Consider the following 26,126-nt stretch of genomic DNA (forward strand, 5'->3'; position numbering starts at 1 on the left):
ATGTTCAAAAACAGGTCTACAGTCTCTGCTGTCAGTGTTTTGAACGCGTTCAAGAAGTGTCGAGAAGGGGTGGGGGCATGGACCGCACGGTCATCGCCTACGTCATCTACCTGGTCGTCAGCATCGCGCTGACCATCTGGGTGGCCCGGACGCTCAGCCAGAACGGGCGGGTGTTCCTCGCGGACGTGCTACAGGGGAACGAGAAGCTCGCCGACGCCGTCAACCACCTCCTGGTGGTCGGCTTCTACCTGGTCAACCTCGGCTTCGTGGCGCTGTACCTGAGCGGCGACGAGACCATCGAGGACACCCGCGGGATCTTCGAGGCGCTGTCGACCAAGCTGGGCGTGGTGCTGCTGGTGCTCGGGGTGATGCACCTGGGCAACGTGTACGTGCTGAACCGGATCCGCCGGCGCGGGATCATGGAGCGGGAGCAGATCCCGCCCGTCGCGCCGCAGGGCTGGGCCGCGCCGTCGGCCGGGGCGTGAGCGCGGTGGCCACCGCCGGGGACCGGGGCGCCGTGCGCGTCCCGGTCCGCGGGCTGACCGTGCTGTACGACGCCGACTGCGCCCTGTGCGCCTACGTACGGGACTGGCTCGTACGGCAGCGGCAGCTGGTGCCGCTGGAACTGGTCCCGGCGGGCTCCGACGAGGCACGTGCGCGGTTCCCGGGGCTGGACCACGGCGGGACCCTCGACGAGGTCACCGTGGTGGGGGACGCCGGGCAGATCTACCGGGGCGCGGCCGCCTGGGTCGTCGTCCTGTGGGCACTGCGCGAGCACCGTCCGCTCGCCCACCGGCTCAGCACTCCGGCCGGGGCGGCGCTGGCCAAGGGCGCGGTGCTGGCGGCGGCGAGGTGGCGGGGAGGGCAGTGGGGCGGTAAGGCGTACCGGCGGGCGGACGGGTGGTCGTACCACCCGAGCCGGGGCTGGGCCTATGCCCCGCCGGGCTGTGACAGCGGGACCTGCGGCAGTCGTTAGGCTCTTGTCCGTGTCCGCGAAGAACGAAGCCAGCAAGTCCGAGCAGACCCGCGCGCTGATCCTGGAGACGGCTATGCGGCTGTTCCAGGAGCGGGGCTACGACAAGACGACCATGCGGGCCATCGCCAAGGAGGCCGGCGTCTCCGTCGGCAACGCGTACTACTACTTCGAGGGCAAGGAGCACCTGATCCAGGGCTTCTACGACCGGATCGCCGCCGAACACAGGGTGGCGGTCCGGGAGGTCCTGGACCGGGAGACCGACCTGGAGGCACGGCTCGCGGGCGTGCTGCGGGTCTGGCTGGACATCGCGACGCCGTACCACGAGTTCGCGGTGCAGTTCTTCAAGAACGCCGCCGACCCCGACAGCCCGCTCAGCCCCTTCTCCCCCGAGTCCGAGCACGCGCGCGTGGAGGCCATCAGCGTCCACCGCGAGGTGCTGGCGGGCACGAAGACCAAGGTCCCGGAGGAACTGCGGGACATCCTGCCCGAGTTGATGTGGCTCTCGCAGATGGGGCTGGTCCTGTACTGGATCTTCGACCGGACGGAGGGGCGGGAGCGGAGCTACCGGCTGGCCGAGCGGGGGGCGCGGCTCACCGCGCGGGGCGTGTACCTGGCGCGGTTCCGGGTGCTGCGGCCGCTGGTGCGGGAGGTGCACGAGCTGTTCACGGACTTCCTGCCCGGGATGACGAAGGCGCTGCCGGATCCGGCGGGACGGGGGCGGCAGGGGGAGTGATCACTGTCGGGTGAACGGGCGCGAAGGGGACATCTGACAGCGGGCCTGCCTACGATGATGCTCTCGACACCAGCCCACGGGAGGCACGCGATGTCCGCAGCATCCGTCGAGTACTCCGAACGTCCGGCGTGCGACAGTCGGCCGATGACGCTCACCGAAGCTGCTGACCTGCTCAGGGACCGCATGCCGGGCTACCTCGTCGAGGTCATCGGAGGCCAGCTCCTCGTGACCCCACCGCCCGACGGCCCCCATGGGGATGTCCTCACCGACCTCACGCTTCCGTTTCTCGCGGCGGGCTTGCATGGCAAGCAGTCCAGGCTGATCCAGGGCATCGGGCTGGCTCTCCCGGAGGGGCCGGAGGACTACGCAGTCCCAGACCTCTCCTTGGTCGATGCGGACTACCGTGAGCACCGCGCCGAGAATGGCTGCTACGACCCTGCGTGCTTCCGCCTCGTCCTGGAGGTCACCTCCAACAACTACCAACAGGACCTGCGGACCAAGGTCGCCACCTACGCCAAGGCGATGGTCCCTGTCTACGTCATCGTCGACCGAAAGCACCAACGCCTCCACGTTCTCACCGGCCTCACCAAGGACGCGTACGCGACTCATCGCATCCACGCCCCCGGCGAGGTCGTCACCTTGCCCGAGTTCATCGGCGCCAAGGTCAGCTTGGACGTCAGGCAGATTTTGAAGGTGGGCGAACCCGACGCTTAATTGACCGCGTCCACCTCCCCCTCCGCCACCTCCACGTCGTACACCAGCGGCCTGTCCCCCACGACCACGTGCCGCGCCCTGGAGCCGTGCGCCCCCGCCGTCACCGCGAGCAGGTAGGACCCCGGGCCCGGTACCGAGACGATGTACGAACCGTCCGCCAGGGACGTCACGCGGTCCAGTTGGCGTCCGCCCTTGGAGAGCAGGGTCACCGCCGCGTCCTCGACCGGCTCGCCGTCGGGCGTGCGGACATAGCCGTGGACCACCGAGGCGGCACGCCCGGTGCCCTCGGCGGGTGGTACGGCCTCCGCCGGCTCCTCCTTCGGCTCCACCGCGAGGTGCGGCAGGCGATTCTCCAGCCACTCCGGGAGCCACCAGTTGGCCTTCCCCATCAGGTGCATCGCGGCCGGCACCAGTGCCGTACGCAGGATGAACGCGTCCAGCGCGACCGCGGCCGCCAGACCCACGCCCGCCATCGCCGCGCCCGAGTCGCCGCTGAGGACGAAGGCCATGAAGACGCAGACCATGATCAGGGCCGCGGAGTTGATCACGCGGCTGGTCTCGGCCAGGCCGACCCGGACCGCCCGCGCGTTGTCCTTCGTGTGCACCCACTCCTCGTGCATCCGGCTGACCAGGAACACCTGGTAGTCCATGGACAGGCCGAAGAGCAGGGACAGCATGATGACCGGCAGGAAGGCGTTGATCGGGCCCTCCTTGCCGAGGCCGAGCAGGCTCAGGCCCCAGCCCCACTGGAAGATCGCGACGAGGACGCCGAAGGAGGCCGCCGCCGCGATCAGGTTCATCACGGCGGCCGTCAGCGGCACCACCAGGGAGCGGAAGGCGACCAGCAGGAGCAGGAAGCCGAGGCCGATGATCGTCGCGATGAAGTAGGGGAGGCGGTCGCCGGTGACGGACGCGAAGTCCTTGGAGATCGCGGTGACCCCGCCGACGTGGGCCTGCACCTTCGCCTTCGGGATCACCTCGTCCCGCAGGGTGTCGATGAGGTCGTCGGTCTCCTTCGACTGCGGTGACGTCGTCGGGACCACCTGCACGACCGTCACGCCCCCGCGCGCGGGCACCGCGCCGGCCTGGGCGACCCCCTTGGTCGCCTGGATGTCCTTCACCAGGGCGGTCGTGTCACCGCTGGAGACGACCACCTGGAGCGGGCCGTTGAAGCCCGGCCCGAAACCCTCGGCGAGCAGGTCGTAGGCCTTGCGGGTCGTGGTGGACGCGTCGTCGTTGCCCTGGTCCGTCGCGCCCAGGCGCAGGGACAGCACCGGCAGGGCGAGGACGGCCATGACGACGAGGGCGAGGGCGGCGATCGTCCGCGGGCGCTTCTGCACCGTCACCGACCAGCGGGCGGCCAGGCTGCTGGCCTTCTCCTGCTCCGGCTCCGGGCCCGTGGCGGCGAGCCGGCGCCGCTGCCTGCGGCTGAGCACGCGCGGACCGAGGAAGCCCAGCAGGGCGGGGAGGAGGGTGGTGGCCGCGAGGACGCTGAGCACGACCGTGAGCGAGGTGCCGATGACCACGCCGTCCAGGAAGCGCAGGTTCGTCACCAGCATGCCGGCGAGCGCGATGCACACCGTGCCGCCCGCGAACAGCACCGCCCGGCCCGAGGTGTTGAGGGCGGTGACCGCCGACTCCTCGGGGTCCATGCCCCGCGTGATGCCGCGCCGGTGCCGGGTGACGATGAACAGCGCGTAGTCGATGCCGACGCCGAGGCCGATCAGGGAGGACAGCAGCGGCGCCAGGTCGGGGATGTCGGTGGTGTGGCTGAGCAGCTGGACGGAGAACATGCCCGTGCCGACGCCGAAGACCGCGATCCCGATCGGCAGCAGCATCGCGAGGAACGAGCCGAAGGCCAGGAACAGCACGACGGCCGCGGCGAGGATGCCGACCATCTCCGACAGCCCCTGGGGCGGCTCCTGCACCCGCTGGATGGCCTGTCCGCCCAACTCGACCTCTAGACCGCCGCGTTCGGCCTTCTGTGCGGTGTCGACGACGTTCTGGACGAGCTCCTTGGGTACGGCGTTGGCCTGCTCGGTGAACGTGATCCGGGCGTAGGCGATCCGCCCGTCCCGGCTGATCTGCGCCGCCCCCCGGGCGCCCGTGTAGGGGCCGGCGACCTCGCCGACGCCCTTCATCTTCGCGATCTCGTCCAGCGCGGGCTGGACGCGGGACTTCACGGACGCGTCGCGCACCGATCCGCCGTCGGTCTTCCACACCACCGTGTCGGTGTCGCCCGCGCTGTCCGGGAAGGCCTTCTCCATCAGGTCGTACGCCCGTTTGGAGTCCGTGTTCGGGAGGGAGAAGACATTCGCGTAGTCCGTGCCCGCCGTCGAGGCCGCGAAGCCCAGGCCGAACAGCGCCCCCACCCACAACAACAGGACCACCAGCCGGTGCCGGTAGCACCACCGTGCCCATGCCGTCACGCTCAACGCTCCTTAGAAGGTCGTCAGTTCTTCGGTCGGTCCCCCAGGTCCTGGCTCCAGGATCGGCAGCGGCACGCGCGCGTGGGCAGACGACACGCATGACTCTCAAGGAACTCCAAAGCTCGATCCGCCCCCGCTGTCAGTGGCCCCGCCGATACTGGGGGCATGACGGCTCCAGGAACCGTGCTGGTCGTGGAGGACGAGGAGAGCATCGCGGACGTCCTCGCCATCGCCCTGCGCTACCACCGCTTCGAGGTGATGACCGCGGGCGGCGTCCGCGAGGCCCTCGCGCTCACCGAGCGCACCCGGCCCGACGCCGCCCTGCTCGACGTCATGCTGCCGGACGGGGACGGCCGCGCCCTGGGCCGCGAACTGCGCGCCCGGCAGCCGGATCTGGCGCTGATGTTCCTCACCGCGCGCGACTCCCCCGCCGAGATAGTCGGCGCGCTCGGTTTCGGCGACGACTACATCACCAAGCCGTTCGACATCGACGTGGTCGTCGCCCGGATCGGCGCGGTGCTGCGCCGCACCCGCCCGGCCGACGTCATCCCCGAGCGCCCGCCCCTCAGATACGGCGATCTGGAGCTGGACGAGACGACGTACTCGGTGCACCGCGCGGGCCGCACGGTCGAGCTGACCCCGACCGAGTACGCGCTGCTGCGGTTCCTGGTGCGCAACGGCGGCCGGATCGTGCCGAAGGAGCAACTGCTGCGCCACGTCTGGCAGTACGAGCACGTCCCGCCGGAGTCGACCGTCGTGGAGACGTACATCAGCTATCTGCGGCGCAAGCTCGACGCCCTGGGCCCGCCGGTGATCACCACCCGGCGCGGGGTCGGATACGGGCTCGCATGAGGCCACGCGCCAGGCACGGGGTGCACTCCCTGCGCGGCAAGCTCACCCTGGCCAACGTCGGGCTGCTCGCCGTCGGCATCGTGCTGGCCACCGCGGTCAGCGTGATGGGGATGCGGCACTACCTGATCGGCCAGATCGACACCGAGCTGATCAAGATGCGGGGCTCGCTGGGCAGTTCGGGACTGACCCTGCAACAGGTCGACTCGCTGCGCGTGCTGGACTTCGTCCGGGACCGCGTCGCGCCCCAGCACGCGGACCAGCAGCCCACACCGGACTCGATCTTCACCGCCGTCGACGGCCGCGGGAAGCCGCTCGCCCTCTTCGACATCCAGCCCACCGAAGCCCAGCGCTCCCTCGCCGCCGCCGTCACCAGCCCGCGCGCCCTCGCCGCGGACCCCGCCCCGCACGACGTCACCGTGCACGGCGCCGCCTACCGCGTGACCGCGACCCGCCTCGCCGACGGCCCGTACGTCCTGCTGGCCACCTCCACCGAGGCCCTGCACAACGGCATAGCCAAGGCCCTCAAGCTCGACCTGACCGTCGGCACGCTGCTGCTCTCGATGCTGTGCTGCCTGACCATGTTCAGCGTGCGGCGCCGGCTCAGGCCGCTGGAGGACATGGTGGAGACCTCGTCCGCCATCGCCGAGGGCGACCTCACCCGGCGCGTGCCCTCCAGCCACCATCCGACGCAGGAGGTCGAGCAGCTGCGGCTGGCCCTCAACTCCATGCTCCACCAGGTGGAGTCGGCGTACCGCACGCGCGAGCGCTCCGCGGCCCAGCTGCGCCGCTTCGTCGCCGACGCCTCGCACGAGCTGCGCACCCCGCTCGCGGCGATACGCGGCTACCTCCAGCTGTACGACAAGGGGATGCTGAGCGAGCCGGGTGAGCGGAAGCGCGCCTGGGACCGGATGAACGCGGAGGCCGACCGCATGGGCCGGCTCGTCGACGAGTTGCTCACCCTCGCCCGCCTCGACCAGCGGCCCGAACTGCGCCTGAAGAACGTCGACGTCAGCCGTCTGGTGCGGGAGGCCGCGGAGGACCTCAGGGTGCAGCAGCCGGACCGGCCGGTCACCGTGGCCGCGGACGGGGTGCTGCTGGTGCGCGCCGACGAGTCGGGGCTGAGACAGGTGCTGGGCAACCTGCTGGCCAACGTCCGCACGCACACGCCCGCCGACGTGCCGGTGCGGCTCGGCGTGGAGCGCGTGGACGGGGTGGAGCGCGCGGACGGGGTGCGCGCGGACGGGGTGGTGCGGCTGTGCGTCGCCGACGAGGGTCCCGGGCTGGCCGAGGAGGACGCGGCCCGCGTCTTCGACCGGTTCTTCCGGGCGGGCGGCGGCGCGGGCAGCGGGCTGGGCCTGGCCATCGTGCAGGGCGTGGTGCACGCGCACGGGGGCGAGGTGGCGGTGCGGACGGCGCCCGGCGAGGGACTCGCGGTGACGGTGACCCTGCCGGAGCGCACGCCCGTACGGTCGTGAACCGCCCGCGTCAGATCCACTCCAGGCGCCACAGCCGGAACAGGCCGGTGCCGTCGACGAGGTACTGGCCGCCGCCGACGTCCTCGTTGCTGACGACGTACTCCTTGCGCTGCCACAGCGGGATGAGCGGCACGTCCTTGGCCACGTCCTCCTGGAGGGTGCGGAAGTCCTGGGCGACCCGGCTGCGGTCGGCGTACTGCTGGCTGTCCGTGATCAGGTGGTCGACGAGGTTGTTGCTGTAGCCGGTGTGCATCGTGGAGTCGGTGCCGACGAGCGAGGCGCCGAAGGTGTCCGGGTCGGGGTAGTCGGCGACCCAGCCGACCGCCCAGGCGTCCAGCTTGCCGTCCGCCCAGCGCTTCTGGAAGTCGGTCCACTCGTAGCCCTTGACGTCCACCTTGAACAGGCCGCCGGCCTCCAGCTGCTTCTTCAGCTGCGCGGCCTCCTCGGCGGCGGCGCCGCGGCCCTTGCCGTAGCCGAAGGTGAAGTGCACCGGGGTGGTGACACCGGCCTCGGTGAGCAGTTGCCGTGCCTTCTCGGTGCTCGGCTTGGGGTAGTCGTCGAAGAACGACGTGGAGTGGCCGGTGAGGCCGGCCGGGATCAGCGAGTACAGCGGGTCGACGGTGCCGTCGTACACCTTCGCGGCCAGCTGCTCCCGGTCGACCAGCCAGGCCAGGGCCCGCCGGACGCGCACGTCGTGCAGCGGGGAGCTCTGGCGGGTGGCGAGGTAGAGGTTGCGGGTCTCGGAGCTGTCGGACTCCGTGACGCGCCGGCCCGGGTCGCTGGCCGACAGGCCGGACAGGACGCCCGGCGGCAGCGTGCGGGTGGCCACGTCGATCCGCTTGGCCTTCCAGGCGGTGTTCAGCTTCCCGGAGTCGCCGTAGTAGCGCAGCTCGACGGGGCGGCCGGCGCCGCTCACGTCGCCCTTGTAGGAGGAGTTCGGCTTCAGGGTGGCCCGCTCGTCCTTGGTGTACCCGGTGAGCCGGTACGGGCCGGTGCCGTCGACCTCGCTGCCGGTCCGCAGGCCGTTCGCCGGGTACTTCTCCCGGTCGACGATCGAACCGGCCCCGGTGGCCACCTTGAACGGGAACGTGGCGTCCGGTGACGAGAGGTGGAAGGTGACGGTGTCGCCCTCGGTGGTCACCGAGCCGAGGGTGGAGAACAGGGACTCCGGGCCGACCTCGGACTTGATCTTCTTGACCCGGTCGAAGGAGTACTTCACGTCCTCCGCGGTCATCGCCCGGCCGCTCGGGAAGGTGATCCCGGCACGGAGCTCGCACGTGTAGGTCGTCAGCCCGCTGCCGACGAACGTGCAGCTCTTCGCCGCGTCCGGGACGGGTGTGACGCCGTCCGGCTCGAAGGTCAGCAGTGACTGGAAGACGTTTCCGTACAGTGCCCAGGAGCCCGCGTCGTAGGCGCCGGCCGGGTCGAGCGAGGTGACGGCGTCCGTCGTGCCGACCGTGATGGTCTTGTCCGTGTCCTCCCGTGACGGAAGTAACTGCCAGCCACCGACTCCCACGGCTGCCAGAACGAGAAAAGTCGTAAGAATCCGCATGCGAACAGATCGCATGGTGGTGCCCTCCCCAGGCCCTGCCCGAGCCCTACCCAGGCCCTGCACAAAAGCGCCACCCCCTAGTGGCGCGGCTCACCTAACCACACGTGTTTGACGCGGGGGAAGAGCAATCTGCCGGGATGGGCAAGAACTTACCCCGGTGTTGTTTCGACCGGATTCCTCAGTTCCTTCATGGGTTGTTCAAAGGGTCGCCAGTTCGATCACCGTGATGTCCGAGGGAGCGCCCACGCGTGTGGGCGGGCCCCAGGCGCCCGCGCCCCTGCTGACGTACAACTGGGTGTCGCCGTAGCGCTCCAGCCCCGCCACGGTCGGGTTGGCGGCCGCCGCGACGAAGTTGCCCGGCCAGAGCTGGCCGCCGTGGGTGTGGCCGGAGAGCTGGAGGTCGACGCCGTACCGGACGGCCTCGTGGATCTGCACCGGCTGGTGGGCGAGCAGCACGCACGCGCGTGCCGTGTCCCGGTCGCCGAGCGCCCTGCGGAAGTCGGGGCCCTGTCCCTCGCTCTCGCCCTGGAGGTCGTTGACGCCGGCGAGGTCGAAGTGGGGAAGTTCGCTGCGGGCGTTCTCCAGCGGGCGCATCCCCAGCTCCCGTACCTCCGCGAGCCACTGCTCGGCGCCGGAGAAGTACTCGTGGTTGCCGGTGACGAAGTACGCGCCGTGCCGGGCCCGCAGCCCCGCGAGCGGCGCCGCCGCCGGGCCCAGGTCCTTGACGCTGCCGTCGACCAGGTCCCCGACGACCGCGATGAGGTCGGGCTGGGTGCCGTTGACGGTGTCGACGACCTTCTGCGCGAAGTCCCGGCCGAGGACCGGGCCGAGGTGGATGTCGCTGACGACGGCGATCCGGAACCCGCTTGCGGCGCGCGGGAGTTTGGCCAGCGGGACGGTGACCCGCTTCACCCTCGGACCGCGCAGCACGCCGTAGGTGCCGTAGCCGACGGTCGCCACGGCCGCGGTGGCGGCGGCGCCGCCGACGACCCGGGAGACGAAGAGTCGACGGGAGGGCGCGAGCGGGGACGCCGCGGCGGACTCGCCGGGTTCTCCCGGCTCCTGTGCGGTGGCTTCCCCGGGAGCCTCCGGCCGCTCCACCACCGGTACGACCGCGGGGGCTTGTACGGCCACCGGCGACGGGACGGTTCGCCCCCGCCTCGTCGACAGCCGTCGCAGCACGGGCCGTACCGCCTCCCCGGCCACCACCGCCAGCAGCAGGTAGAGCGCCAGGGCCATCCACAGGAAGCCGGGCCAGGCGAGGGTGCGCTGGAGCCAGAACGGGGCGCCGGCGCGTTCGGCGACCGGGGCGGCGATCATCAGCACCGGGCCGACGACGAAGACGGCCGTGCCCGCGCGGCGTGCCGGGCCGGGGCCCGCCGTCGTGTCACGGACCAGGCGGCGCCAGACGTACCAGTGCAGGGCCGCCACGACGGCCAGGACCGCCAGGGCGACGAGCGCGAAGACGATGACCACTTGGCGGAGTCCCCCGTGCTTTCTGTGCTTCCCGTGCTTTCCGTTATGACGTCCGGCGCAGTGCGCGCAGTCCGCGCAACCCGATGACCCCGATGACCGTCCCCAATACGAAGGAGACGACCGCCAGCGTCAGGTGCACCCAGAAGTACGCCGTCGGGTGACCGTCGTCGAAGGCGAGACCACTGCTGTCCTTGACGAGATTCTTGACGAAAGTGACCCAGATGACCCAGCTCCACACCCCGAAGGCGAGCAGGAACCAGGACACCGGGCGGCTGAGCTTCATACGTTCAGTATCGCCGGGGTCCCTCGGGCGCCGCGCCCGGGGTGGGAGCTTGCTGGTCACGTCCGCCGCCCTGCTGTCCGCCGCCCTCACCACGCCCGTCGCCGTCGCCGCGCCGGCCCCTTCAACGAGCCCGTCGAGCCCGTCGAGCCCGTCGAGCCCATCGGCCACTCCCCCGGCGGGCATGTCCACGGTCGGCGGCACCCGCCTGGGCCGGCCCGGCACGCAGGTCGACCTCGCCGCCGGTGTCCAGGTGCTGCCCAAGGACGTCACCGCGCGCTCCTGGATCGTCGCCGACGCAGAGTCCGGGGAGGTGCTGGCCTCGCACAACGCGCACTGGCGGCTGCCTCCCGCGAGCACGCTGAAGATGCTCTTCGCCGACACCGTCCTGCCGCGCTTCCCGAAGACCACCGAGCACAAGGTGGTGCCGGCCGACCTGGCGGGCATGGGCGCCGGCTCGAGCGTGGTCGGGATCAAGGCGAACCACACCTACACCGTCCACGACCTGTGGCTCGGCGTCTTCCTGCGCTCCGGCAACGACGCGGTGCACGTGCTGTCCCGGATGAACGGCGGCATCGGGCGGACCGTCAAGGACATGCAGGCCCACGCCGACGACCTCCAGGCCCTCGACACCCACGTGATCAGTCCCGACGGCTACGACGAGCCGGGGCAGGTCTCCTCGGCCTACGACCTGACGCTGTTCGCCCGCTCGGGGCTCCAGAAGAAGGACTTCCGGGACTACTGCTCGACCGTGACCGCGAAATTCGGCTCCGGCGACATCCGGAACACCAACCGGCTGCTCAGCGGCGACACCGACGTCCCCGTCTACCGGGGCATCGCGGGCGTGAAGAACGGCAACACCACCAACGCGGGCGCCACCTTCACCGGCGTCGCCGAACGCGACGGGCACGTACTGCTGGTCACCGTCATGAACCCGGAGAAGAGCGAGCACAACGAGGTCTACAAGGAGGCCGCCCGGCTCTTCGACTGGGGCTTCCAGGCGGTCGGCAAGGTGCGGCCGGTGGGCGAGCTGGTACCGCCGAAGAGCGCCGCCCTGGCGACCGCGCGGCCCGGCGCCACCGCGTCACCCGGGCAGGCGGGCGGCACGGGCACCGGCGGGTCGTCGTCGAAGCCGGTGGCCTCCGGCCCCTCCGGCGGCATGCGCGGCGTCGGCATCGCCGCGGCTGTCGCCGGGGGGCTGCTGGTGCTGCTCGGCGGCGGGGCGTTCCTGGTCAACCGCCGGTGGCCGCTGCCGGATCTCGTACGCCGGCGGACTCGTCCCTGAACTCGGTCTCCTTGCTCGGCGTCGCCGTCCAGGCGGCGCAGAACAGGACCAGTTTCGCGGTGAAGTCGATCCACAGCAGCAGGGCGACGGGGACGCCGAACGCGCCGTACATGCTCTTCGAGGCGACTCCCTGGATGTAGCCGCTGATCAGCAGCTTCAGCAGTTCGAAGCCGACCGCTCCGATCAGCGCCGCGACGAACAGGCGGTGGCGGTGCGGCTCGACACCGGGCAGCAGGGTCAGGACGTACAGCAGGACCAGGAAGTCGGCGAGGACGGCGACGGCGAACGCGACGACGCGCAGCAGCACGCTGCCCCAGCCGTGCTCGGCGACGCCGAGACCGCCGGCCACCCAGCCGACCGCCGCTGAGGCCACGATGGAGGCGGCGAGCGTGACCAGCAGGGCGCCGCCGAGCCCGATCAGGATCCCGGCGTCCTTGGCCTTGCGCAGGAGGGGGTTCTCCTCGGTGTCGGGCAGCTCCCACACCGCGCGCAGGCAGTCGCGCACCTGCCCGACCCAGCCGATGCCGGTCAGCAGCAGCAAGGCGCCCGCGATGACGCCGACGGTGCCGGCGTTCTGGACCAGCGAGCTGATGTCGAGCTGGTCGGAGATGCCGGGGAACTGCTCGGCGATCTTCTTCTCGACGTTGTGCTGCTGGGCCGGGCTGAGCGTGGCGGCGGCGACCGCGGCGGACACGGTCAGCAGCGGGAACAGCGCGATGAAGCTGACGAAGGTCATCGCGGCGGCCAGCCGTGTCCACTTCACCCGGTCCAGACGCTCGTACGAGCGCCACGCGTGCGTGGTCATCAGGCGGGCGACCAGCGGCCCGACGCCGGGGAGCTTTTTCAGCCAGTCCATGATCCGCTTCTGCCCTCGTCTCGGAAGACCAATGTCCGGATACCCCGGAAGCGCGGAACTGTGGCCCGGGCCGGCGAACGGGCGCAGGCCGCCGGGCCGGGCGTCGCGGTAGGGGCCGAGCAGTTCGCCCCGCCGCACCGGGGTCACCAATGGGCCACCGCGAGGCCGTACATGGCCAGCCAGGCCGCGCCGATCAGGGTCAGGGCGCGGTCGTGCAGGACCACCTCCTCGGGCTCGCCCGCGATGCCGCGGTCGGCGAAGACGGCGTATCTGAGGATCGCGAGGACGAAGGCGACCATGGACAGCTGCCGCCACGGCAGCGTGCTCGCGTGCGGCACACCGCCCTCCTCCAGGGCCCACATGCAGTAGGCGAGGACGGCGACCCCGGCCGCCAGTTGCCAGACGAAGCGCAGGTAGCCGGTGGTGTACTCGGTGAGCAGCGCGCGCGTGGCGCCCGGCCGCGCGGCCATCTGCACGGCTTCGGAGTAGCGCTTGGCCGACACCATGAACAGCGCCCCGAAGCCGGTGGTGATCAGGAACCAGCGGGACGGCGGGATGCCGAGCGCGACCCCGCCGATCACCGCCCGCATCAGGAAGCCGGTGGCGACCACGGCGAGGTCGACGACCAGCACGTGCTTGAGGGTGAGGCAGTACGCCAGCTGCATGCCGAGGTAGGCCGTCAGTACGGCGGCGACGGCCGGCGAGGCCAGCCAGAACGCGCCCGCCGGCGCGAGCACGGCCAGCGTGCCCCCGGTGGCGTAGGCGACGGGCACGGGGACGCGGCCGGCGGCGACGGGGCGGCGGCACTTGGTGGGGTGGGCACGGTCGGCCTCGGCGTCGCGGGCGTCGTTGATCAGGTAGACGGCGGCGGCGCAGGCGGTGAAGAGGGCGAAGACCAGACAGACCTGGGTGAGGGCGTGACGGGAGAAGAGCCGCCCGGCGGCGGCCGGGGCGGCGAGGACCAGGATGTTCTTGACCCACTGTTTCGGGCGGGTGGCCTTCAGCAGACCGCCCAGGAGGCCGCCCGGGCGGCGCGGGGGCGAGGGCGGCGGCTCGCCGGCCGGGCGGTGTTCCAGGAGCGCGACATCAGCCACGGGCGCTCTCCCTCATCCAGCGCGCTCCCGCCCGCGCGGTCAGCATCCCCAGGGCCGCGCCCGCCACCACGTCGGAGGGGTGGTGCACGCCCAGGACCAGGCGGGACAGGCACACGGCGGCGGCGAGCGGCGGCACCGCGTACGCCCCGAGTGTTCCGAAGGCGACCGCGGCGGCCCCGGCGGAGGCGGCGTGCGAGCTGGGGAAGGAGTACCGGCCGGCGGTCCGCACCAGGGGTTCGACGTGCGTGGGACGCGCGCGGCGCACGATCTGCTTCACGGCCATGCTGGTCAGGTGCGCGCCCGCGACGAGCGCCGTGCCGCGCAACCAGGGGCCGCGCCGAGCGGCGTCCACGGCGGCTCCGGCCAGACCCGCCGTGAGCCACAGCGCGCCGTGCTCACCGGCCAGGGACAGTCCGCGGGCGGCGGACGCCACCCGCGGGTCGGCACCGCGGGCGTGGAGTGCGGAAAGGATCCGGTGGTCCAGGCCGATCCGGTGGTCGGGGTCGATCCGGTGGGCCTGGTCGCGATCCATGTCGTCCATGTGGACCCACTGTTCACGCCCGGACCGCTTTGATTACGGCAATATTGAGCGACATCCCATTAATCACCCATTTCGGGGAGAGGCGGAATGTTCCACAACTAGTGGCTCACACAGGGGCGATACGGTCGCCGACATGCCTGGAGACACCGTCTGCGTCACGGGTTGGGGCCGCACCGCGCCCACCGCCGCCCGGCTGGTCCGCCCGCGGACCTACGAGGAGGCCGCGGCCGCCGTCCGCGACTGCGGGGCCCGTGGCGGCATCGCGCGGGGCCTCGGGCGGGCGTACGGGGACGCGGCGCAGAACGCGGGCGGCGCCGTGCTCGACATGACCGGCCTGGACCGCGTCCACACGATCGACGCCGACGGCGGGACCGTACTGTGCGACGCGGGCGTCTCCCTGCACCGGCTGATGGAGGTGCTGCTGCCGCTCGGCTGGTTCGTGCCGGTGACCCCCGGCACCCGCCAGGTGACCGTCGGCGGGGCGATCGGCGCCGACATCCACGGCAAGAACCACCACGTCTCCGGCTCCTTCTCCCGCCATGTGCTGTCTCTGGAACTGCTCACCGCGGACGGCGGGATCCGCACGGTGCACCCGGGCAGCCCCCTGTTCGACGCGACCACCGGCGGCATGGGCCTGACCGGGGTGATCCTGACGGCCACCCTGCGGCTGCTGCCGGTCGGGACGTCGTACATGTCCGTCGACACCGAGCGGGCCGCCGACCTCGACGACCTCATGGCCCGGCTCACCGCCGGCGACCACCGCCACCGCTACTCGGTCGCCTGGATCGACCTGCTCGCCCGCGGCGCCGCGACCGGCCGCGCCGTTCTCACCCGCGGCGACCACGCGACCCCGGAGGCACTCGGCGAGGGCACGCGCGCGTGGCGGCGCCCGCTGTCCTTCCGCCCCCGGCGGCTCCCGGCCGCGCCCGCCCTCGTACCGGAGGGCCTCCTCGGCCGCACCACCGTCGGATTGTTCAACGAACTCTGGTACCGCAAGGCGCCCCGCGCGCGGACCGGCGAGCTCCAGCCCCTCTCCGCCTTCTTCCACCCCCTGGACGGCGTGCCCCACTGGAACCGGATCTACGGCCGGGCCGGCCTCGTCCAGTACCAGTTCGTCGTCGGACACGGCCAGGAGGAGACCCTGCGCCGCATCGTGCGGCGCGTGTCCGAGCACCGTTGCCCGTCCTTCCTCGCCGTCCTCAAGCGCTTCGGGGACGCCGACCCGGGCTGGCTGTCCTTCCCCGTGCCCGGCTGGACGCTCGCCCTCGACGTCCCGGCCGGGCTGCCGGGCCTCGGGACCCTCCTGGACGAGCTGGACGAGGAGGTGGCCGACGCCGGCGGGCGCGTCTACCTGGCCAAGGACTCCCGGCTGCGTCCGGAACTGCTCGCCGCGATGTACCCACGGCTCGACGAGTTCCGGGCACTGCGCGCGGAACTGGACCCGAACGGGGTCTTCACGTCGGACCTCTCCCGTCGGCTCAACCTCTAGGAGTGTTGTCGTGAAGGACGCTTTCGGAATCCCCCAGTCCCTGCTCGTCCTCGGCGGTACGTCCGAGATCGCGCTGGCCACCGCGCGCCGGCTGATCACCCGCCGCACCCGCACCGTCTGGCTGGCCGGCCGCCCCTCCCCCGCCCTGGAGCAGGCGGCCGATCGGCTGCGCGCCCTCAGGGCCGACGTGCGCACCGTCGCCTTCGACGCCCTCGACCCCGCATCGCACGAGGACGTGCTCGGCAAGATCTTCGCCGAGGGCGACATCGACATGGTCCTGCTCGCCTTCGGCATCCTCGGCGACCAGGCGATCGACGAGCGCGAGCCGGTCAACGCGGTCCGCGTCGCGCAGACCAACTACACGGGCGCCGTCTCGGCGGGCCTGGTCAGCGCCCGCGCCCTCCAGGATCAGGGGCACGGCTCCCTGGTGGTGCTCTCCTCGGTGGCCGGCGAGCGGGCCCGCCGCTCGAACTTCATCTACGGCTCCAGCAAGGCCGGCCTCGACATCTTCGCCCAGGGCCTGGGCGACGCGCTGCACGGCACCGGCGTGCACGTCATGGTCGTCCGCCCCGGATTCGTCCGGACGAGGATGACCGCCGGCCTCGCGGAGACCCCCCTCGCCACCACGCCCGAGGCCGTCGCCACGGCCATCGAACTGGGGCTCAGGCGGCGCTCGGAGACGGTGTGGGTGCCGGGGGCGCTCCGGCTGGTGATGTCGGCGCTGCGGCACGTACCGCGCGCGGTGTTCCGGCGGCTGCCGATCTAGGGCGGGTCGCCCGCCGGAGGGCTACCGGCTGCTGGTGGGGATGGTGCCCAGGTCCACGGGCGTCGCCTGCTGGGGCACCACGGCGCCGCCGCCGAAGATGAACTCCCGCAGCTTGCGCCAGATCCCGTCGGTGCCCTGCTCGTAGAGCGCGAAGCCGGTGCAGGCCCACTCGGCCTGGAAGTCGGCGAGTTCCTCGAAGGCGCGGTCCATCGCCGCTTCGTCGATGCCGTGCGCCACCGTGACGTGCGGGTGGTACGGGAACTGGAGCTCACGGGCGACGGGACCGGAGGCGTCGCGGATCTGCCACTGCAACCGGGCGCAGGACTCGGCGCCCGCCACGATCCGCACGTAGACCACCGGGGACAGGGGCCGGAAGGTGCCGGTGCCGGACAGCCCCATCGGGAACGACCGGCCGGCCGTGGCCACCTCCGTCAGATGCGCCTCGACGGCCGGCAGCTCGATGTCCTCGATCTCCGTCGGCGGCAGCAGTGTGACGTGGGTGGGAATGCCGTGAGCAGCGGCGTCGCCGAAGCCCGCGCGCCGCTCCTGGAGCAGGCTGCCGTGAGGCTCCGGGACCGCGATCGACACGCCGATCGTTACGGTCCCCACGTCGTCTCCTGTCGTCGCTCTGTTTCGTTCTCGTCCGGCTTCACGTCCGGCTTCCCGTCCGGTACGTACCCAGCCGTCCGGCTATCGACTGTACGGCCACGGGTGTCCCGTGGGCAGGCGCGAGCGAAGTGATGTGCAGCGCTCTGCCACGGGTACGTGTGCGGTCGTGCGCCTCAGTGCTTCGCGGGCAGGAAGCCCACCCGGTCGTACGCCTGGGCGAGGGTCTCCGCGGCCACGGCACGCGCCTTCTCCGCGCCCTTGGCCAGGATCGAGTCCAGCGTCTCCGGGTCGTCCAGGTACTGCTGGGTGCGCTCCCGGAACGGCGTCACGAACTCGACCATCACCTCGGCGAGGTCCGTCTTGAGCGCACCGTAGCCCTTGCCCTCGTACTTCTCCTCCAGTTCGGCGATACCCGCACCGGTGAGCGTCGAATAGATGGTGAGCAGGTTGCTCACGCCGGGCTTGTTCTCGACGTCGTAGCGGATCACGGTGTCCGTGTCGGTGACGGCGCTCTTGACCTTCTTCGCGGAGGCCTTCGGCTCGTCCAGGAGGCTGACGACGCCCTTCGGCGTGGCCGCCGACTTGCTCATCTTGACGGACGGTTCCTGGAGGTCGTAGATCTTCGCCGTCTCCCGGAGGATGTACGGCTTCGGGACGACGAAGGTCTGGCCGAACCGGCCGTTGAAGCGCTCGGCGAGGTCACGGGTGAGCTCGACGTGCTGGCGCTGGTCCTCGCCGACCGGGACCTCGTTCGCCTGGTACAGCAGGATGTCGGCGACCTGGAGGACCGGGTACGTGAACAGGCCGACGGAGGCGCGGTCGGCGCCCTGCCTGGCCGCCTTGTCCTTGAACTGGGTCATGCGGGAGGCCTCGCCGAAGCCGGTCAGGCAGTTCATGACCCAGGCGAGCTGGGCGTGCTCGGGGACGTGGCTCTGCACGAAGAGCGTGCAGCGGTCCGGGTCGAGCCCGGCCGCCAGCAGCTGGGCGGCGGCGAGCCGGGTGTTCGCGCGCAGGTCGGCGGGATCCTGCGGGACCGTGATCGCGTGCAGGTCGACGACCATGTAGAACGCGTCGTGGGTCTCCTGAAGGGCCACCCACTGGCGGACGGCGCCCAGGTAGTTGCCGAGGTGGAACGAGCCTGCGGTGGGCTGGATTCCGGAGAGCACGCGGGGTCGGTCAGAAGCCATGCTCACCATTCTCTCAGGTGTTGGGGACCGCCATGACGGGAGCGCCGCGAAAGGACGCTCCCGTCGGGTCCGCCCGTCAGCCGAGGTCGATCTCCGGGTACAGCGGGAAGCCCGCCACCAGGTCCGTCGCGCGCTGGGAGATCTCCTCCGCCACCTTCGGGTCCAGGACGTGGGCGGCCTTGGAGGGGGCGCCCGACTTGGTGGTGCCCGGCTCGGTGGTGGTCAGGACGCGGTCGATCAGGCCCGCCACCTCGTCCATCTCCGCCGTGCCGAGGCCGCGCGTGGTCAGCGCGGGGGTGCCGATGCGGATGCCGGAGGTGTACCAGGCGCCGTTGGGGTCGGCGGGGATGGCGTTGCGGTTGGTGACGATGCCCGAGTCGAGGAGGGCCGCCTCGGCCTGGCGGCCGGTGAGGCCGTAGGAGCCGGCGACGTCGATCAGGTTGAGGTGGTTGTCCGTGCCGCCGGTGACGAGGGTGGCGCCGCGGCGCGTCAGGCCCTCGGCCAGCGCGCGGGAGTTGTCCACGATCCGCTGGGCGTAGTCCTGGAAGGAGGGCTGCCGGGCCTCCGCCAGGGCCACCGCCTTGGCGGCCATGACGTGCGGGAGCGGGCCGCCGAGGACCATCGGGCAGCCGCGGTCGACCTGGTCCTTGAGGGAGTCGTCGCACAGGACCATGCCGCCGCGCGGGCCGCGCAGGGACTTGTGGGTGGTCGTGGTGACGATCTGGGCGTGCGGCACCGGGTCGAAGTCGCCGGTGAGGACCTTGCCCGCGACCAGGCCGGCGAAGTGGGCCATGTCGACCATGAGGGTGGCGCCGACCTCGTCGGCGATCTCGCGCATGATCCGGAAGTTCACCAGGCGGGGGTAGGCCGAGTAGCCGGCCACGATGATCAGCGGCTTGAACTCGCGGGCCTGGGCGCGCAGGGCGTCGTAGTCGATCAGGCCGGTCGCGGGGTCCGTGCCGTAGGAGCGCTGGTCGAACATCTTGCCGGAGATGTTCGGGCGGAAGCCGTGGGTGAGGTGGCCGCCGGCGTCCAGGGACATGCCGAGCATGCGCTGGTTGCCGAAGGCCTGGCGCAGCTCGGCCCAGTCCGCCTCGGAGAGGTCGTTGACCTGGCGGGCGCCGGTCTTCTCCAGGAACGGGACCTCGACGCGGTCCGCGAGGACGGCCCAGAAGGCGACGAGGTTGGCGTCGATGCCGGAGTGCGGCTGGACGTAGGCGTGGCGGGCGCCGAAGAGTTCACGGGCGTGCTCGGCGGCCAGCGCCTCCACCGTGTCGACGTTGCGGCAGCCGGCGTAGAAGCGGCGGCCGACGGTGCCCTCGGCGTACTTGTCGCTGAACCAGTTGCCCATGGCCAGGAGCGTGGCCGGGGAGGCGTAGTTCTCGGAGGCGATCAGCTTGAGCATCTCGCGCTGGTCGTGGACCTCCTGGCCGATGGCGTCGGCGACCCGCGGCTCGACGGCGCGGATCACGTCGAGGGCGGCGCGGAAGGCGGTGGACTCGGTGGACTGCTGCTCTGGCATGTCGGCCTCCGGACGGCGTGTTCGTACAACGTTCGCGTTCACGGCTCGGCCCAGGCGCACGGCACTCGTTCCCGACCGGGCCGCTCCCTGATGGTCGGTCCCATCCCAGCGCGCCAGTCACGGCCCGCTGATCAGCCTACCGGGCGGCTCCGGCGGGGCCGTTCCCGCGTCCACCATGCGGGCCTGTGCATGTCGCCGCGCGCAGCACCGCGTGCGGCGATCCACCTGGGCGTCGTGGGAGACAGCCGCGGCCGCCGTTCACCGGACCAGGGCCTCGGCGAGTTCCTGCGGCCGGGCGGCGAACGGGCTGTGGCTGCCCGGCAGGCTGTGGACGGTGAACGGCTCGTCCGGCATGGCCCGGCCGGCCTCCGCGATCACCAGGTCCTGTGCGGCCGTCGGCAGCGCCCGGTCCTCCGCGCAGCGCAGGCCGCTGGGCAGGGGGACGTCGAAGCCGTGCCCTGGCAGGTCGACGGCCGCACTCGCGGCCGGACGAGGACGAAAACGGTGTTGTTCAGATCGTTCCAAGGATCGCGTGGGGCACGAAGCGGGCGTACTCGTCCGTGATCAGGCCGGAGGACTCGCGGATGCCGAGGCCCGCCGGCTCGCCGTCGACGACCCAGGCGCCGAGGACGGTGTGGTTGCCGGCGAAGGCGGGGAGGGGGGCCAGTTGCTGGTAGCAGCAGGGGTCCTCGCGGGGGACGGGGGCGGTGCCCGGCTCGTGGATCGTGACGCCCTCGCCCTCACGGCCCAGGAGCGGCTTGGCGACGTAGCCGGTCGTGGCCGTCAGTTCGCGGGGGCCGTCCAGGTAGGCGGGGAGGAGGTTGGGGTGGCCGGGGTACAGCTCCCAGAGGACGGCCAGGAGCGCCTTGTTGCTCAGGAGCATCTTCCAGGCCGGCTCGATCCACAGGGTGCTGCCGGTGCCGCCGCCGTTGTCGAGGGTGTCGAGGACGTGGCCGGCGAAGCCGTCCGTGGTGAGCCACTCCCAGGGGTAGAGCTTGAAGATGCCGCGGATGAACCGGAGGTTGTTGTCCACGAAGCGGCCGGAGAGGGTGTCCCAGCCGATCTCCTCCATGGAGATCCAGTCGGTGTCCAGGCCGGCCTGTTCGGCGGTCTCCTTGAGGTAGGCGACCGTCATCAGGTCCTCGCCGAGTTCGTCGGCCGAGGAGTGCGCGAAGTACAGAGGGGCGCCGGGCGGGAGGAGGGGGGCCTGCTTCTTCCAGGCGGCGACCAGGCGTTCGTGGAGGGAGTTCCACTGGTCGGCACCGGGGAAGCGGTCCTCCATCCAGAACCACTGCGCGGAGGCGGCCTCGACCAGGGAGGTGGGGGTGTCGGCGTTGTACTCCAGGAGCTTGGCCGGGCCGGTGCCGTCGTGGCGGAGGTCGAAGCGGCCGTAGACGGAGGGGAGTTCGGCGCGCCGGTGCCAGGACTCGGCGACCGCCTCCGCGACGCGGGGGTCGGTGATGCCGAGGTCGGCGAAGCGGCCCGCGGTGACGATGTGGTCGGCCGCCGCCAGGCACATGCGGTGCAGTTCCTCGACGACCTCCTCCAGGGCCTCGACCTCGTCGAGCGTGAAGGCGTAGTAGGCGCTTTCGTCCCAGTAGGGGCGCAGGGAGCCGTCGGGGTGGCGGGTGAGCGGGTAGATCAGGCCCTGTTCCTCGACGGTCCGCTGCCAGCCGGGGCGGGGGACGATGCTGTGGCGTTCCATGGTGGCGTCCGGGTCCTGGTTCAGCCGCCGGAGCTGCCCTTGCCGCCGCCGAAGCCGCCGCGGTGGACTCCGGAGCGGTGGTTGTCGTCGTCCGAGGAGCCGCCCGAACCCTTGCCGGGTTTGTTGAAGGAGCCGCCGTCGACCCAGTGGCGCTTCTTCTTGCCGCCGTAGTACCAGGCTCCGTTGACGGAGGTCTTGGTGCTGCCGGCCTTGCAGTTCTTGTCGGAGACGACCTTGTAGCCCTTGGCGAGGTTGTAGCTGTCGCGGTCGACGCAGCGCTTGTCGGGGGCGGAGGAGCAGGCGGTGAGGGCGGCGGCGAGGACGCCCATGCCGCCGAGGACGACCGTGGTGGAGCGGAGTTGTCCGCGTGTGTTCGCCATGTTTCGCATTGCCCCCGTGGATAGCGCGTTCCTGCCCGCGCTGTTGGCGCGTTCTCGTCCGAGCTGTTGCCCGATATCGCCGTCAGCCTAGAGATCGGTGAGATCTCGCTCGAACGGGGGTCCGAGCTTTGCCGCTCCCCTACAGTCACTTTGTGTTCATTGGAATGGTGTGCGCGCTCGGCGCGGCGGTCTGCTTCGGTACGGCGACGGTGTGGCAGGCGATGGCCGCGCGGGCGGCGAGCACGGACGGGGACGGCGGGGACGCGGCGCTGCTGCTGCGGGCCCTGCGGCAGTGGCGGTACCTGGCCGGGCTGGCGCTGGACGGGCTGGGGTTCCTGTTGCAGGTCGCGGCGCTGCGGTCGGTGCCCATCTACGCGGTGGGCGCCGCGCTCGCCGCCAGCCTGGCGGTCACGGCCGTGGTCGCGGCCCGGCTGCTGCGGGTGCGGCTGAGCGGTGTGGAGTGGGCGGCCGTGGGCGTGGTGTGCGCGGGGCTGGCGATGCTGGGGCTGGCGTCGGGGACGGAGGGCGACCGGGGCGGACCGGCGGCGCTGAGGTGGGTGATGCTCGCGACCGCGGTGGGGGTGCTGCTGCTGGGCGGGGTCGGCGGGCGGCTGCCGGAGCGGGGGCGGGCGCTGCTGCTCGGGCTGGGGGCCGGGTTCGGCTTCGGGGTGGTGGAGGTGGCGGTGCGGCTGATCGACTCGCTGCGGCCACTGGACCTGATCGCCAACCCGGCGACGTACGCCCTGCTGCTCGGCGGCGGTGCCGCGTTCCTGCTGCTGACCTCGGCCCTCCAGCGGGGCTCGGTGACGGCGGCCACCGCCGGGATGGTCATCGGGGAGACGCTGGGCCCGGCGGCCGTGGGTGTGGTGTGGCTCGGCGACCGTACGCGGGAGGGGCTGGCGTGGCTGGCCGTGCTGGGATTCCTGGTGGCGGTGGCGGGCGCGCTGGCGCTGGCGCGGTTCGGGGAGGCGCCGGCCGAGCCGGCCTGAGGGGATCATTTCTTTCCCGCTGTTTTTTTATCCCTCACCTTTTCCAGCCTTTCCGGCAAGCGCTTACATAAGGTCACCATCCGGACACCATAAAAAGTCTGTTGAATCTTGAACGCCCCGGCTTCCCTGTGCGTACTCGATGACGTGACCAGTAATCCCGTCACCATCACCGTGGCGTATCACGTGGTGCCGGGCCACGAGGCCGACTTCCATTCCTGGGGGTGGGCCATGCTGGGCGCCAGCGCGCGCCGGCCGGGCTTCATGGGGGGTGGTGTTCTTGTCGACCAAGGGTCGGAGTGGCATGTCGTCTACCGCTTCGCCAGCGAGAGCACGGCCCGGGCCTGGGAGAACTCGCCGGACCGGTGGCAGTGGGACACCCGGGTGGCGGGGTTCGGGCAGGAGACGGGCCGCCGCAGCGTGCATGGCGCGAAGGCGTGGTTCGACGCCCAGGACGCCCGGCCCGCCACGCCCGCCCCGTCGGCGGCTCCGACTCCGCCGGCGAAATGGAAGCTGTGGTTCATAAACATGAGCGCGGTGTTTCCGCCGGTGCTTCTGTTCAATCTCATCGTGATCCCCTATCTCGGCGGACTCAATCCGATCGTTCGTACGTTGTTGTTGTGCTTGTGCGTGACCGCACTTGTCACGTGGATTCTCATGCCGCGCCTTCAGCGTTTCTTCAAGAAATGGCTGTACCCACCGCTTCAGGCGCTGCGTGGACGGCACAAACGACGGACCGCGTAGACCAGGGAACGACCCAAGGGAGGTGGGCGGGTGAAGACCCTGCTCATCGACAATTACGACTCGTACACGTACAACCTGTTCCAGCTGATCGCCGAGGTCAACGGCGAGGAGCCGGTGGTGATCCGCAACGACACCCCCGCCGACTCGGTTCCGGATCTCACGGAGTTCGACAACGTCGTGGTGTCACCCGGCCCGGGACACCCGGCCGAGTCCCGCGACTTCGGCATCAGCGCACGGGTGATCGCGGAGTCGCAGCTTCCGGTGCTCGGCGTCTGCCTGGGCCACCAGGGCATCGCCTTCGGTGAGAGCGCCCGGGTGCTGGCCGCCCCGGAGCCCCGGCACGGGCATCTGTCCACGGTCCGGCACGACGGACAGGACCTGTTCCGGGGGCTGCCGCAGAACTTCACCGCGGTCCGCTACCACTCGCTGTCCGTGCACGAGCCGCTGCCCGAGACCCTCGAGGCCACCGCCTGGTCCGAGGACGGCGTGCTGATGGGGCTGCGGCACCGCAGCCGGCCCCTGTGGGGTGTGCAGTTCCACCCGGAGTCCGTCCTGACCGAGTACGGCCACCGGATGCTGGTGAACTTCCGCAACCTCACGGCCGAGCTCGCCCGCAAGCCCCGTGCGAAGAACACCGCGGTCACTTCGATCAGCCGCCCCTCGCCGGCCCCGCCGGTCGCGGTCATCCCCCGCCCGCGGCGCGCCGACCGCCCCGCCTACCGCCTGCACACCCGGCGCATCGCCGGCGCGGTGGACGCCGAGGCCGCCTTCACCCGGATGTACGCCGACTCCGCGCGGTCGTTCTGGCTGGACAGCTCCCTGGTCGAGCCGGGGCTCTCCCGCTTCTCGTTCTTCGGTGACGACAGCGGCCCGCTCGCCGAGTTCGTGCGGTACGACGTCGCCGCCGGCCGCTGCGAGATCGAGCGGGCCGGACGACCCCCGCGCAAGGTCACGGCGACCGTCTTCGACTACCTCAGGCGGCAGTTGACGAACCGCCAGGTGGACGCCACCGGGCTGCCCTTCGACTTCACCGGCGGCTACGTCGGCTACTTCGGCTACGAGACGAAGGCCGACTGCGGATCGCCCAACCGGCACACGGCCCAGACCCCGGACGCCTGCTGGCTGTTCGCCGACCGGCTGATCGCGGTGGACCACGAGGAAGGGTTCACCTACGCGGTCTGCCTGGCGGAGGACACCCCGCAGGCCGCGCGGGAGGCCGCGGACTGGCTGGAGAGCGCGGTCGCCCAGCTCACCTTCGTGGCCCCGGACGCGGACCCGCAGCCGCTGCCCGGTCCCGCCGCGCCGGATCTCGGCGCCGCCGAGCCGTGGCTGGTCCGCGACCGGGAGACGTACCTCGCGGACATCGAGGCCTGCCAGGACGAGCTGCGGGCGGGCACCAGTTACGAGGTCTGCCTGACCAACGCCGCCCGGCTGCCCGCGCCGGCCGACGCGTACGGCCTCTACCGGGTCCTGCGCCGCGTCAACCCGGCGCCGTACGGGGCCTTCCTGAGGTTCGGCGACCTCGATGTGGCCGGCTCCTCCCCCGAGCGGTTCCTGCGGATCACCCGGGACGGGATCGCCGAGGCCAGGCCGATCAAGGGCACGGCGCCCCGGGGCGACACCCCGGCGGAGGACGCCCGGCTGCGGGACGCGCTCGCGGCGGACGCCAAGACCCGCGCCGAGAACCTGATGATCGTCGACCTGCTCCGCAACGACCTGGGCCAGGTCTGCCGGACCGGGACGGTACGGGTCTCCCGGCTCATGGCCACCGAGACCTACGCCACCGTCCACCAGCTCGTCTCCACCGTCGAGGGACGGCTGCGCGAGGACACCCACGCCGTGGACTGCGTACGCGCCTGCTTCCCCGGCGGCTCGATGACCGGCGCGCCGAAACTCCGCACCCTGGAGATCATCGACTCCCTGGAGACCGAGGCCCGCGGCGTCTACTCCGGAGCCCTCGGCTACCTCGGGTGCAGCGGCGGCGCGGACCTGAGCATCGTCATCCGCACGGCCGTCCTCACCGACGGGCTGCTGCACCTCGGCGCCGGCGGGGCGATCGTCCTCGACTCCGACCCGGTCGCCGAGTACGAGGAGATGCTGCTGAAGACGGCGGCCCAGATGCGGGCCGTGCACGTCCATCGGGAGCAGACGTCGGCGGGGGCACCCCGGGAGGCGGTACGGGTCAGGACCCTCCAGGACATGGGAGCGACCACCGCACCGGCGGGAGCGCCCCCGGTGGCGTCCGGGACGGTGAAGTCCGGCCTCCGCACTCCCCCTCCGGCCCCGGCGCGCCCCCGCCCCCGCCGCGAGCCGGCCGCGCTCCCGGCCGTGGTGGAAGAGCCCGCCCGGTGACCGCCCCGCAACCCACCGCGGCCCCGGCGGACACCCCCGGCCGACGCGAGCCCGCGGCCACCCCCGCGGCACCCGGCAGCCGCCACCAGGCCGCCGCCCTCCCGGTCGTGACAGAGGAGCCCA

The 26,126-nt window shown here is 71.6% G+C and carries 24 protein-coding genes, 1 pseudogene and 1 riboswitch; of the genes and pseudogenes, 12 read left to right on the forward strand and 13 right to left on the reverse strand.

Going from position 1 to position 26,126, the window contains the following annotated elements; all coding sequences use genetic code 11:
* The first annotated feature begins 77 nt into the window (after nt 1-77).
* From ABZ915_RS27405 to ABZ915_RS27420, 4 genes are all read left to right on the forward strand, one after another.
* Nucleotides 78-485: a hypothetical protein gene (locus tag ABZ915_RS27405; RefSeq protein WP_361808529.1), complete on the forward strand. Its 408-nt coding sequence runs from the start codon at nt 78-80 to the stop codon at nt 483-485.
* The gene (locus ABZ915_RS27410; RefSeq protein WP_361808532.1) at nt 482-976 is read left to right on the forward strand and encodes a DCC1-like thiol-disulfide oxidoreductase family protein; all 495 of its coding nucleotides are present in this window, start codon (nt 482-484) and stop codon (nt 974-976) included. Before ABZ915_RS27405 ends, ABZ915_RS27410 begins: the two co-directional genes overlap by 4 nt.
* 10 nt (nt 977-986) lie before the next feature.
* Nucleotides 987-1,709: a TetR family transcriptional regulator gene (locus ABZ915_RS27415; protein WP_361808535.1), complete on the forward strand. Its 723-nt coding sequence runs from the start codon at nt 987-989 to the stop codon at nt 1,707-1,709.
* A gap of 90 nt (nt 1,710-1,799) precedes the next feature.
* Nucleotides 1,800-2,423, forward strand: a complete 624-nt coding sequence (locus ABZ915_RS27420) for a Uma2 family endonuclease (RefSeq protein ID WP_361808538.1) — start codon at nt 1,800-1,802, stop codon at nt 2,421-2,423.
* Here ABZ915_RS27420 and ABZ915_RS27425 read toward each other — a convergent pair.
* Nucleotides 2,420-4,852 (reverse strand): MMPL family transporter, encoded by a 2,433-nt coding sequence (locus ABZ915_RS27425; protein ID WP_361808541.1) that lies wholly within the window; start codon nt 4,850-4,852, stop codon nt 2,420-2,422. The two genes, ABZ915_RS27420 and ABZ915_RS27425, sit on opposite strands and share 4 nt — an antisense overlap.
* Nucleotides 4,853-5,017: 165 nt before the next feature.
* On the opposite strand from ABZ915_RS27425, the gene ABZ915_RS27430 reads away from it, so the two are divergent.
* Both ABZ915_RS27430 and ABZ915_RS27435 read left to right on the forward strand, forming a co-directional pair.
* On the forward strand, nt 5,018-5,704 hold the full coding sequence (locus ABZ915_RS27430) for a response regulator transcription factor (RefSeq protein WP_361808544.1): 687 nt from the start codon (nt 5,018-5,020) through the stop codon (nt 5,702-5,704).
* Complete coding sequence (locus ABZ915_RS27435) at nt 5,701-7,179, forward strand: HAMP domain-containing sensor histidine kinase (RefSeq protein ID WP_361808546.1); 1,479 nt, start codon at nt 5,701-5,703, stop codon at nt 7,177-7,179. The genes ABZ915_RS27430 and ABZ915_RS27435 overlap by 4 nt, the downstream gene beginning before the upstream one ends.
* 10 nt (nt 7,180-7,189) lie before the next feature.
* Here the strand turns inward: ABZ915_RS27435 and ABZ915_RS27440 are convergent, their stop codons facing one another.
* The 3 genes from ABZ915_RS27440 to ABZ915_RS27450 form a co-directional block, all read right to left on the reverse strand.
* The gene (locus ABZ915_RS27440) at nt 7,190-8,746 is read right to left on the reverse strand and encodes an ABC transporter substrate-binding protein (RefSeq protein ID WP_361808549.1); all 1,557 of its coding nucleotides are present in this window, start codon (nt 8,744-8,746) and stop codon (nt 7,190-7,192) included.
* 183 nt (nt 8,747-8,929) lie between these two features.
* On the reverse strand, nt 8,930-10,207 hold the full coding sequence (locus ABZ915_RS27445; protein WP_361808552.1) for a metallophosphoesterase: 1,278 nt from the start codon (nt 10,205-10,207) through the stop codon (nt 8,930-8,932).
* A 43-nt stretch (nt 10,208-10,250) separates the two neighbouring features.
* A complete protein-coding gene (locus tag ABZ915_RS27450) occupies nt 10,251-10,490 on the reverse strand; it encodes an SCO4848 family membrane protein (RefSeq protein ID WP_132856212.1) in 240 nt (79 codons plus the stop codon).
* A gap of 49 nt (nt 10,491-10,539) precedes the next feature.
* Here ABZ915_RS27450 and ABZ915_RS27455 point away from each other — a divergent pair, with 49 nt between their 5' ends.
* Nucleotides 10,540-11,772 carry a D-alanyl-D-alanine carboxypeptidase gene (locus ABZ915_RS27455; protein ID WP_361808555.1) on the forward strand — a complete coding sequence of 411 codons (1,233 nt, stop codon included), beginning with the start codon at nt 10,540-10,542 and terminating at the stop codon, nt 11,770-11,772.
* Here the strand turns inward: ABZ915_RS27455 and ABZ915_RS27460 are convergent.
* The 3 genes from ABZ915_RS27460 to ABZ915_RS27470 form a co-directional block, all read right to left on the reverse strand.
* Nucleotides 11,720-12,628: a YihY/virulence factor BrkB family protein gene (locus ABZ915_RS27460; RefSeq protein ID WP_361808558.1), complete on the reverse strand. Its 909-nt coding sequence runs from the start codon at nt 12,626-12,628 to the stop codon at nt 11,720-11,722. The genes ABZ915_RS27455 and ABZ915_RS27460 overlap by 53 nt on opposite strands.
* A 143-nt stretch (nt 12,629-12,771) precedes the next feature.
* Entirely contained in the window at nt 12,772-13,704 is a 933-nt protein-coding gene (locus ABZ915_RS27465; protein WP_361809088.1) for a decaprenyl-phosphate phosphoribosyltransferase, read from the reverse strand.
* Between the two features lie 10 nt (nt 13,705-13,714).
* Nucleotides 13,715-14,263 (reverse strand): phosphatase PAP2 family protein, encoded by a 549-nt coding sequence (locus ABZ915_RS27470; RefSeq protein WP_361808561.1) that lies wholly within the window; start codon nt 14,261-14,263, stop codon nt 13,715-13,717.
* Nucleotides 14,264-14,396: 133 nt separating this feature from the next.
* Here ABZ915_RS27470 and ABZ915_RS27475 point away from each other — a divergent pair, with 133 nt between their 5' ends.
* Nucleotides 14,397-15,752: an FAD-binding oxidoreductase gene (locus tag ABZ915_RS27475; protein WP_361808564.1), complete on the forward strand. Its 1,356-nt coding sequence runs from the start codon at nt 14,397-14,399 to the stop codon at nt 15,750-15,752.
* Nucleotides 15,753-15,762: 10 nt separating this feature from the next.
* The gene (locus ABZ915_RS27480) at nt 15,763-16,518 is read left to right on the forward strand and encodes a decaprenylphospho-beta-D-erythro-pentofuranosid-2-ulose 2-reductase (protein WP_361808567.1); all 756 of its coding nucleotides are present in this window, start codon (nt 15,763-15,765) and stop codon (nt 16,516-16,518) included.
* Between the two features lie 21 nt (nt 16,519-16,539).
* On the opposite strand, the gene ABZ915_RS27485 is transcribed toward ABZ915_RS27480, so the two are convergent.
* From ABZ915_RS27485 to ABZ915_RS27510, 6 genes and pseudogenes are all read right to left on the reverse strand, one after another.
* Nucleotides 16,540-17,127, reverse strand: coding sequence for a 2'-5' RNA ligase family protein (locus ABZ915_RS27485; protein ID WP_361808570.1), 588 nt, complete (start codon nt 17,125-17,127; stop codon nt 16,540-16,542).
* 173 nt (nt 17,128-17,300) lie between these two features.
* Complete coding sequence (gene trpS, locus ABZ915_RS27490) at nt 17,301-18,314, reverse strand: tryptophan--tRNA ligase (protein WP_361808573.1); 1,014 nt, start codon at nt 18,312-18,314, stop codon at nt 17,301-17,303.
* 76 nt (nt 18,315-18,390) lie between these two features.
* A complete protein-coding gene (locus ABZ915_RS27495) occupies nt 18,391-19,836 on the reverse strand; it encodes a glycine hydroxymethyltransferase (RefSeq protein ID WP_361808576.1) in 1,446 nt (481 codons plus the stop codon).
* A gap of 41 nt (nt 19,837-19,877) precedes the next feature.
* Nucleotides 19,878-19,967: riboswitch (ZMP/ZTP riboswitch) on the reverse strand.
* Nucleotides 19,968-20,094: 127 nt separating this feature from the next.
* Nucleotides 20,095-20,268 (reverse strand): annotated as a pseudogene (locus ABZ915_RS27500) (alpha/beta hydrolase); the annotation flags it as partial.
* 79 nt (nt 20,269-20,347) lie between these two features.
* Nucleotides 20,348-21,541, reverse strand: a complete 1,194-nt coding sequence (locus ABZ915_RS27505) for a glutathionylspermidine synthase family protein (protein WP_361808579.1) — start codon at nt 21,539-21,541, stop codon at nt 20,348-20,350.
* 20 nt (nt 21,542-21,561) lie between these two features.
* Nucleotides 21,562-21,921: a hypothetical protein gene (locus tag ABZ915_RS27510; protein ID WP_361808582.1), complete on the reverse strand. Its 360-nt coding sequence runs from the start codon at nt 21,919-21,921 to the stop codon at nt 21,562-21,564.
* A gap of 164 nt (nt 21,922-22,085) precedes the next feature.
* Between ABZ915_RS27510 and ABZ915_RS27515 the strand changes: the two genes are divergently transcribed.
* From ABZ915_RS27515 to pabB, 3 genes are all read left to right on the forward strand, one after another.
* Nucleotides 22,086-22,910 (forward strand): DMT family transporter, encoded by an 825-nt coding sequence (locus ABZ915_RS27515; RefSeq protein WP_361809091.1) that lies wholly within the window; start codon nt 22,086-22,088, stop codon nt 22,908-22,910.
* 144 nt (nt 22,911-23,054) lie between these two features.
* A complete protein-coding gene (locus ABZ915_RS27520) occupies nt 23,055-23,651 on the forward strand; it encodes a hypothetical protein (protein WP_361808585.1) in 597 nt (198 codons plus the stop codon).
* 30 nt (nt 23,652-23,681) lie between these two features.
* Nucleotides 23,682-26,003 carry an aminodeoxychorismate synthase component I gene (gene pabB, locus ABZ915_RS27525; protein WP_361808587.1) on the forward strand — a complete coding sequence of 774 codons (2,322 nt, stop codon included), beginning with the start codon at nt 23,682-23,684 and terminating at the stop codon, nt 26,001-26,003.
* Nucleotides 26,004-26,126: the final 123 nt, after the last annotated feature.

The organism is Streptomyces sp. NPDC046915, assembly GCF_040644935.1.
GTDB lineage: Bacteria > Actinomycetota > Actinomycetes > Streptomycetales > Streptomycetaceae > Streptomyces.

Excerpts from the sequence above, each read along its gene's own strand:
- ABZ915_RS27510 (WP_361808582.1), bottom strand. The coding sequence starts at position 21,921 with ATGGCGAACACACGCGGACAACTCCGCTCCACCACGGTCGTCCTCGGC.
- ABZ915_RS27475 (WP_361808564.1), top strand. The coding sequence starts at position 14,397 with ATGCCTGGAGACACCGTCTGCGTCACGGGTTGGGGCCGCACCGCGCCC.
- ABZ915_RS27440 (WP_361808549.1), bottom strand. The coding sequence starts at position 8,746 with ATGCGATCTGTTCGCATGCGGATTCTTACGACTTTTCTCGTTCTGGCA.
- ABZ915_RS27505 (WP_361808579.1), bottom strand. The coding sequence starts at position 21,541 with ATGGAACGCCACAGCATCGTCCCCCGCCCCGGCTGGCAGCGGACCGTC.
- ABZ915_RS27460 (WP_361808558.1), bottom strand. The coding sequence starts at position 12,628 with ATGGACTGGCTGAAAAAGCTCCCCGGCGTCGGGCCGCTGGTCGCCCGC.
- ABZ915_RS27420 (WP_361808538.1), top strand. The coding sequence starts at position 1,800 with ATGTCCGCAGCATCCGTCGAGTACTCCGAACGTCCGGCGTGCGACAGT.
- ABZ915_RS27405 (WP_361808529.1), top strand. The coding sequence starts at position 78 with ATGGACCGCACGGTCATCGCCTACGTCATCTACCTGGTCGTCAGCATC.
- ABZ915_RS27495 (WP_361808576.1), bottom strand. The coding sequence starts at position 19,836 with ATGCCAGAGCAGCAGTCCACCGAGTCCACCGCCTTCCGCGCCGCCCTC.
- ABZ915_RS27450 (WP_132856212.1), bottom strand. The coding sequence starts at position 10,490 with ATGAAGCTCAGCCGCCCGGTGTCCTGGTTCCTGCTCGCCTTCGGGGTG.
- ABZ915_RS27435 (WP_361808546.1), top strand. The coding sequence starts at position 5,701 with ATGAGGCCACGCGCCAGGCACGGGGTGCACTCCCTGCGCGGCAAGCTC.
- ABZ915_RS27430 (WP_361808544.1), top strand. The coding sequence starts at position 5,018 with ATGACGGCTCCAGGAACCGTGCTGGTCGTGGAGGACGAGGAGAGCATC.
- trpS (WP_361808573.1), bottom strand. The coding sequence starts at position 18,314 with ATGGCTTCTGACCGACCCCGCGTGCTCTCCGGAATCCAGCCCACCGCA.
- ABZ915_RS27470 (WP_361808561.1), bottom strand. The coding sequence starts at position 14,263 with ATGGACGACATGGATCGCGACCAGGCCCACCGGATCGACCCCGACCAC.
- ABZ915_RS27515 (WP_361809091.1), top strand. The coding sequence starts at position 22,086 with ATGGTGTGCGCGCTCGGCGCGGCGGTCTGCTTCGGTACGGCGACGGTG.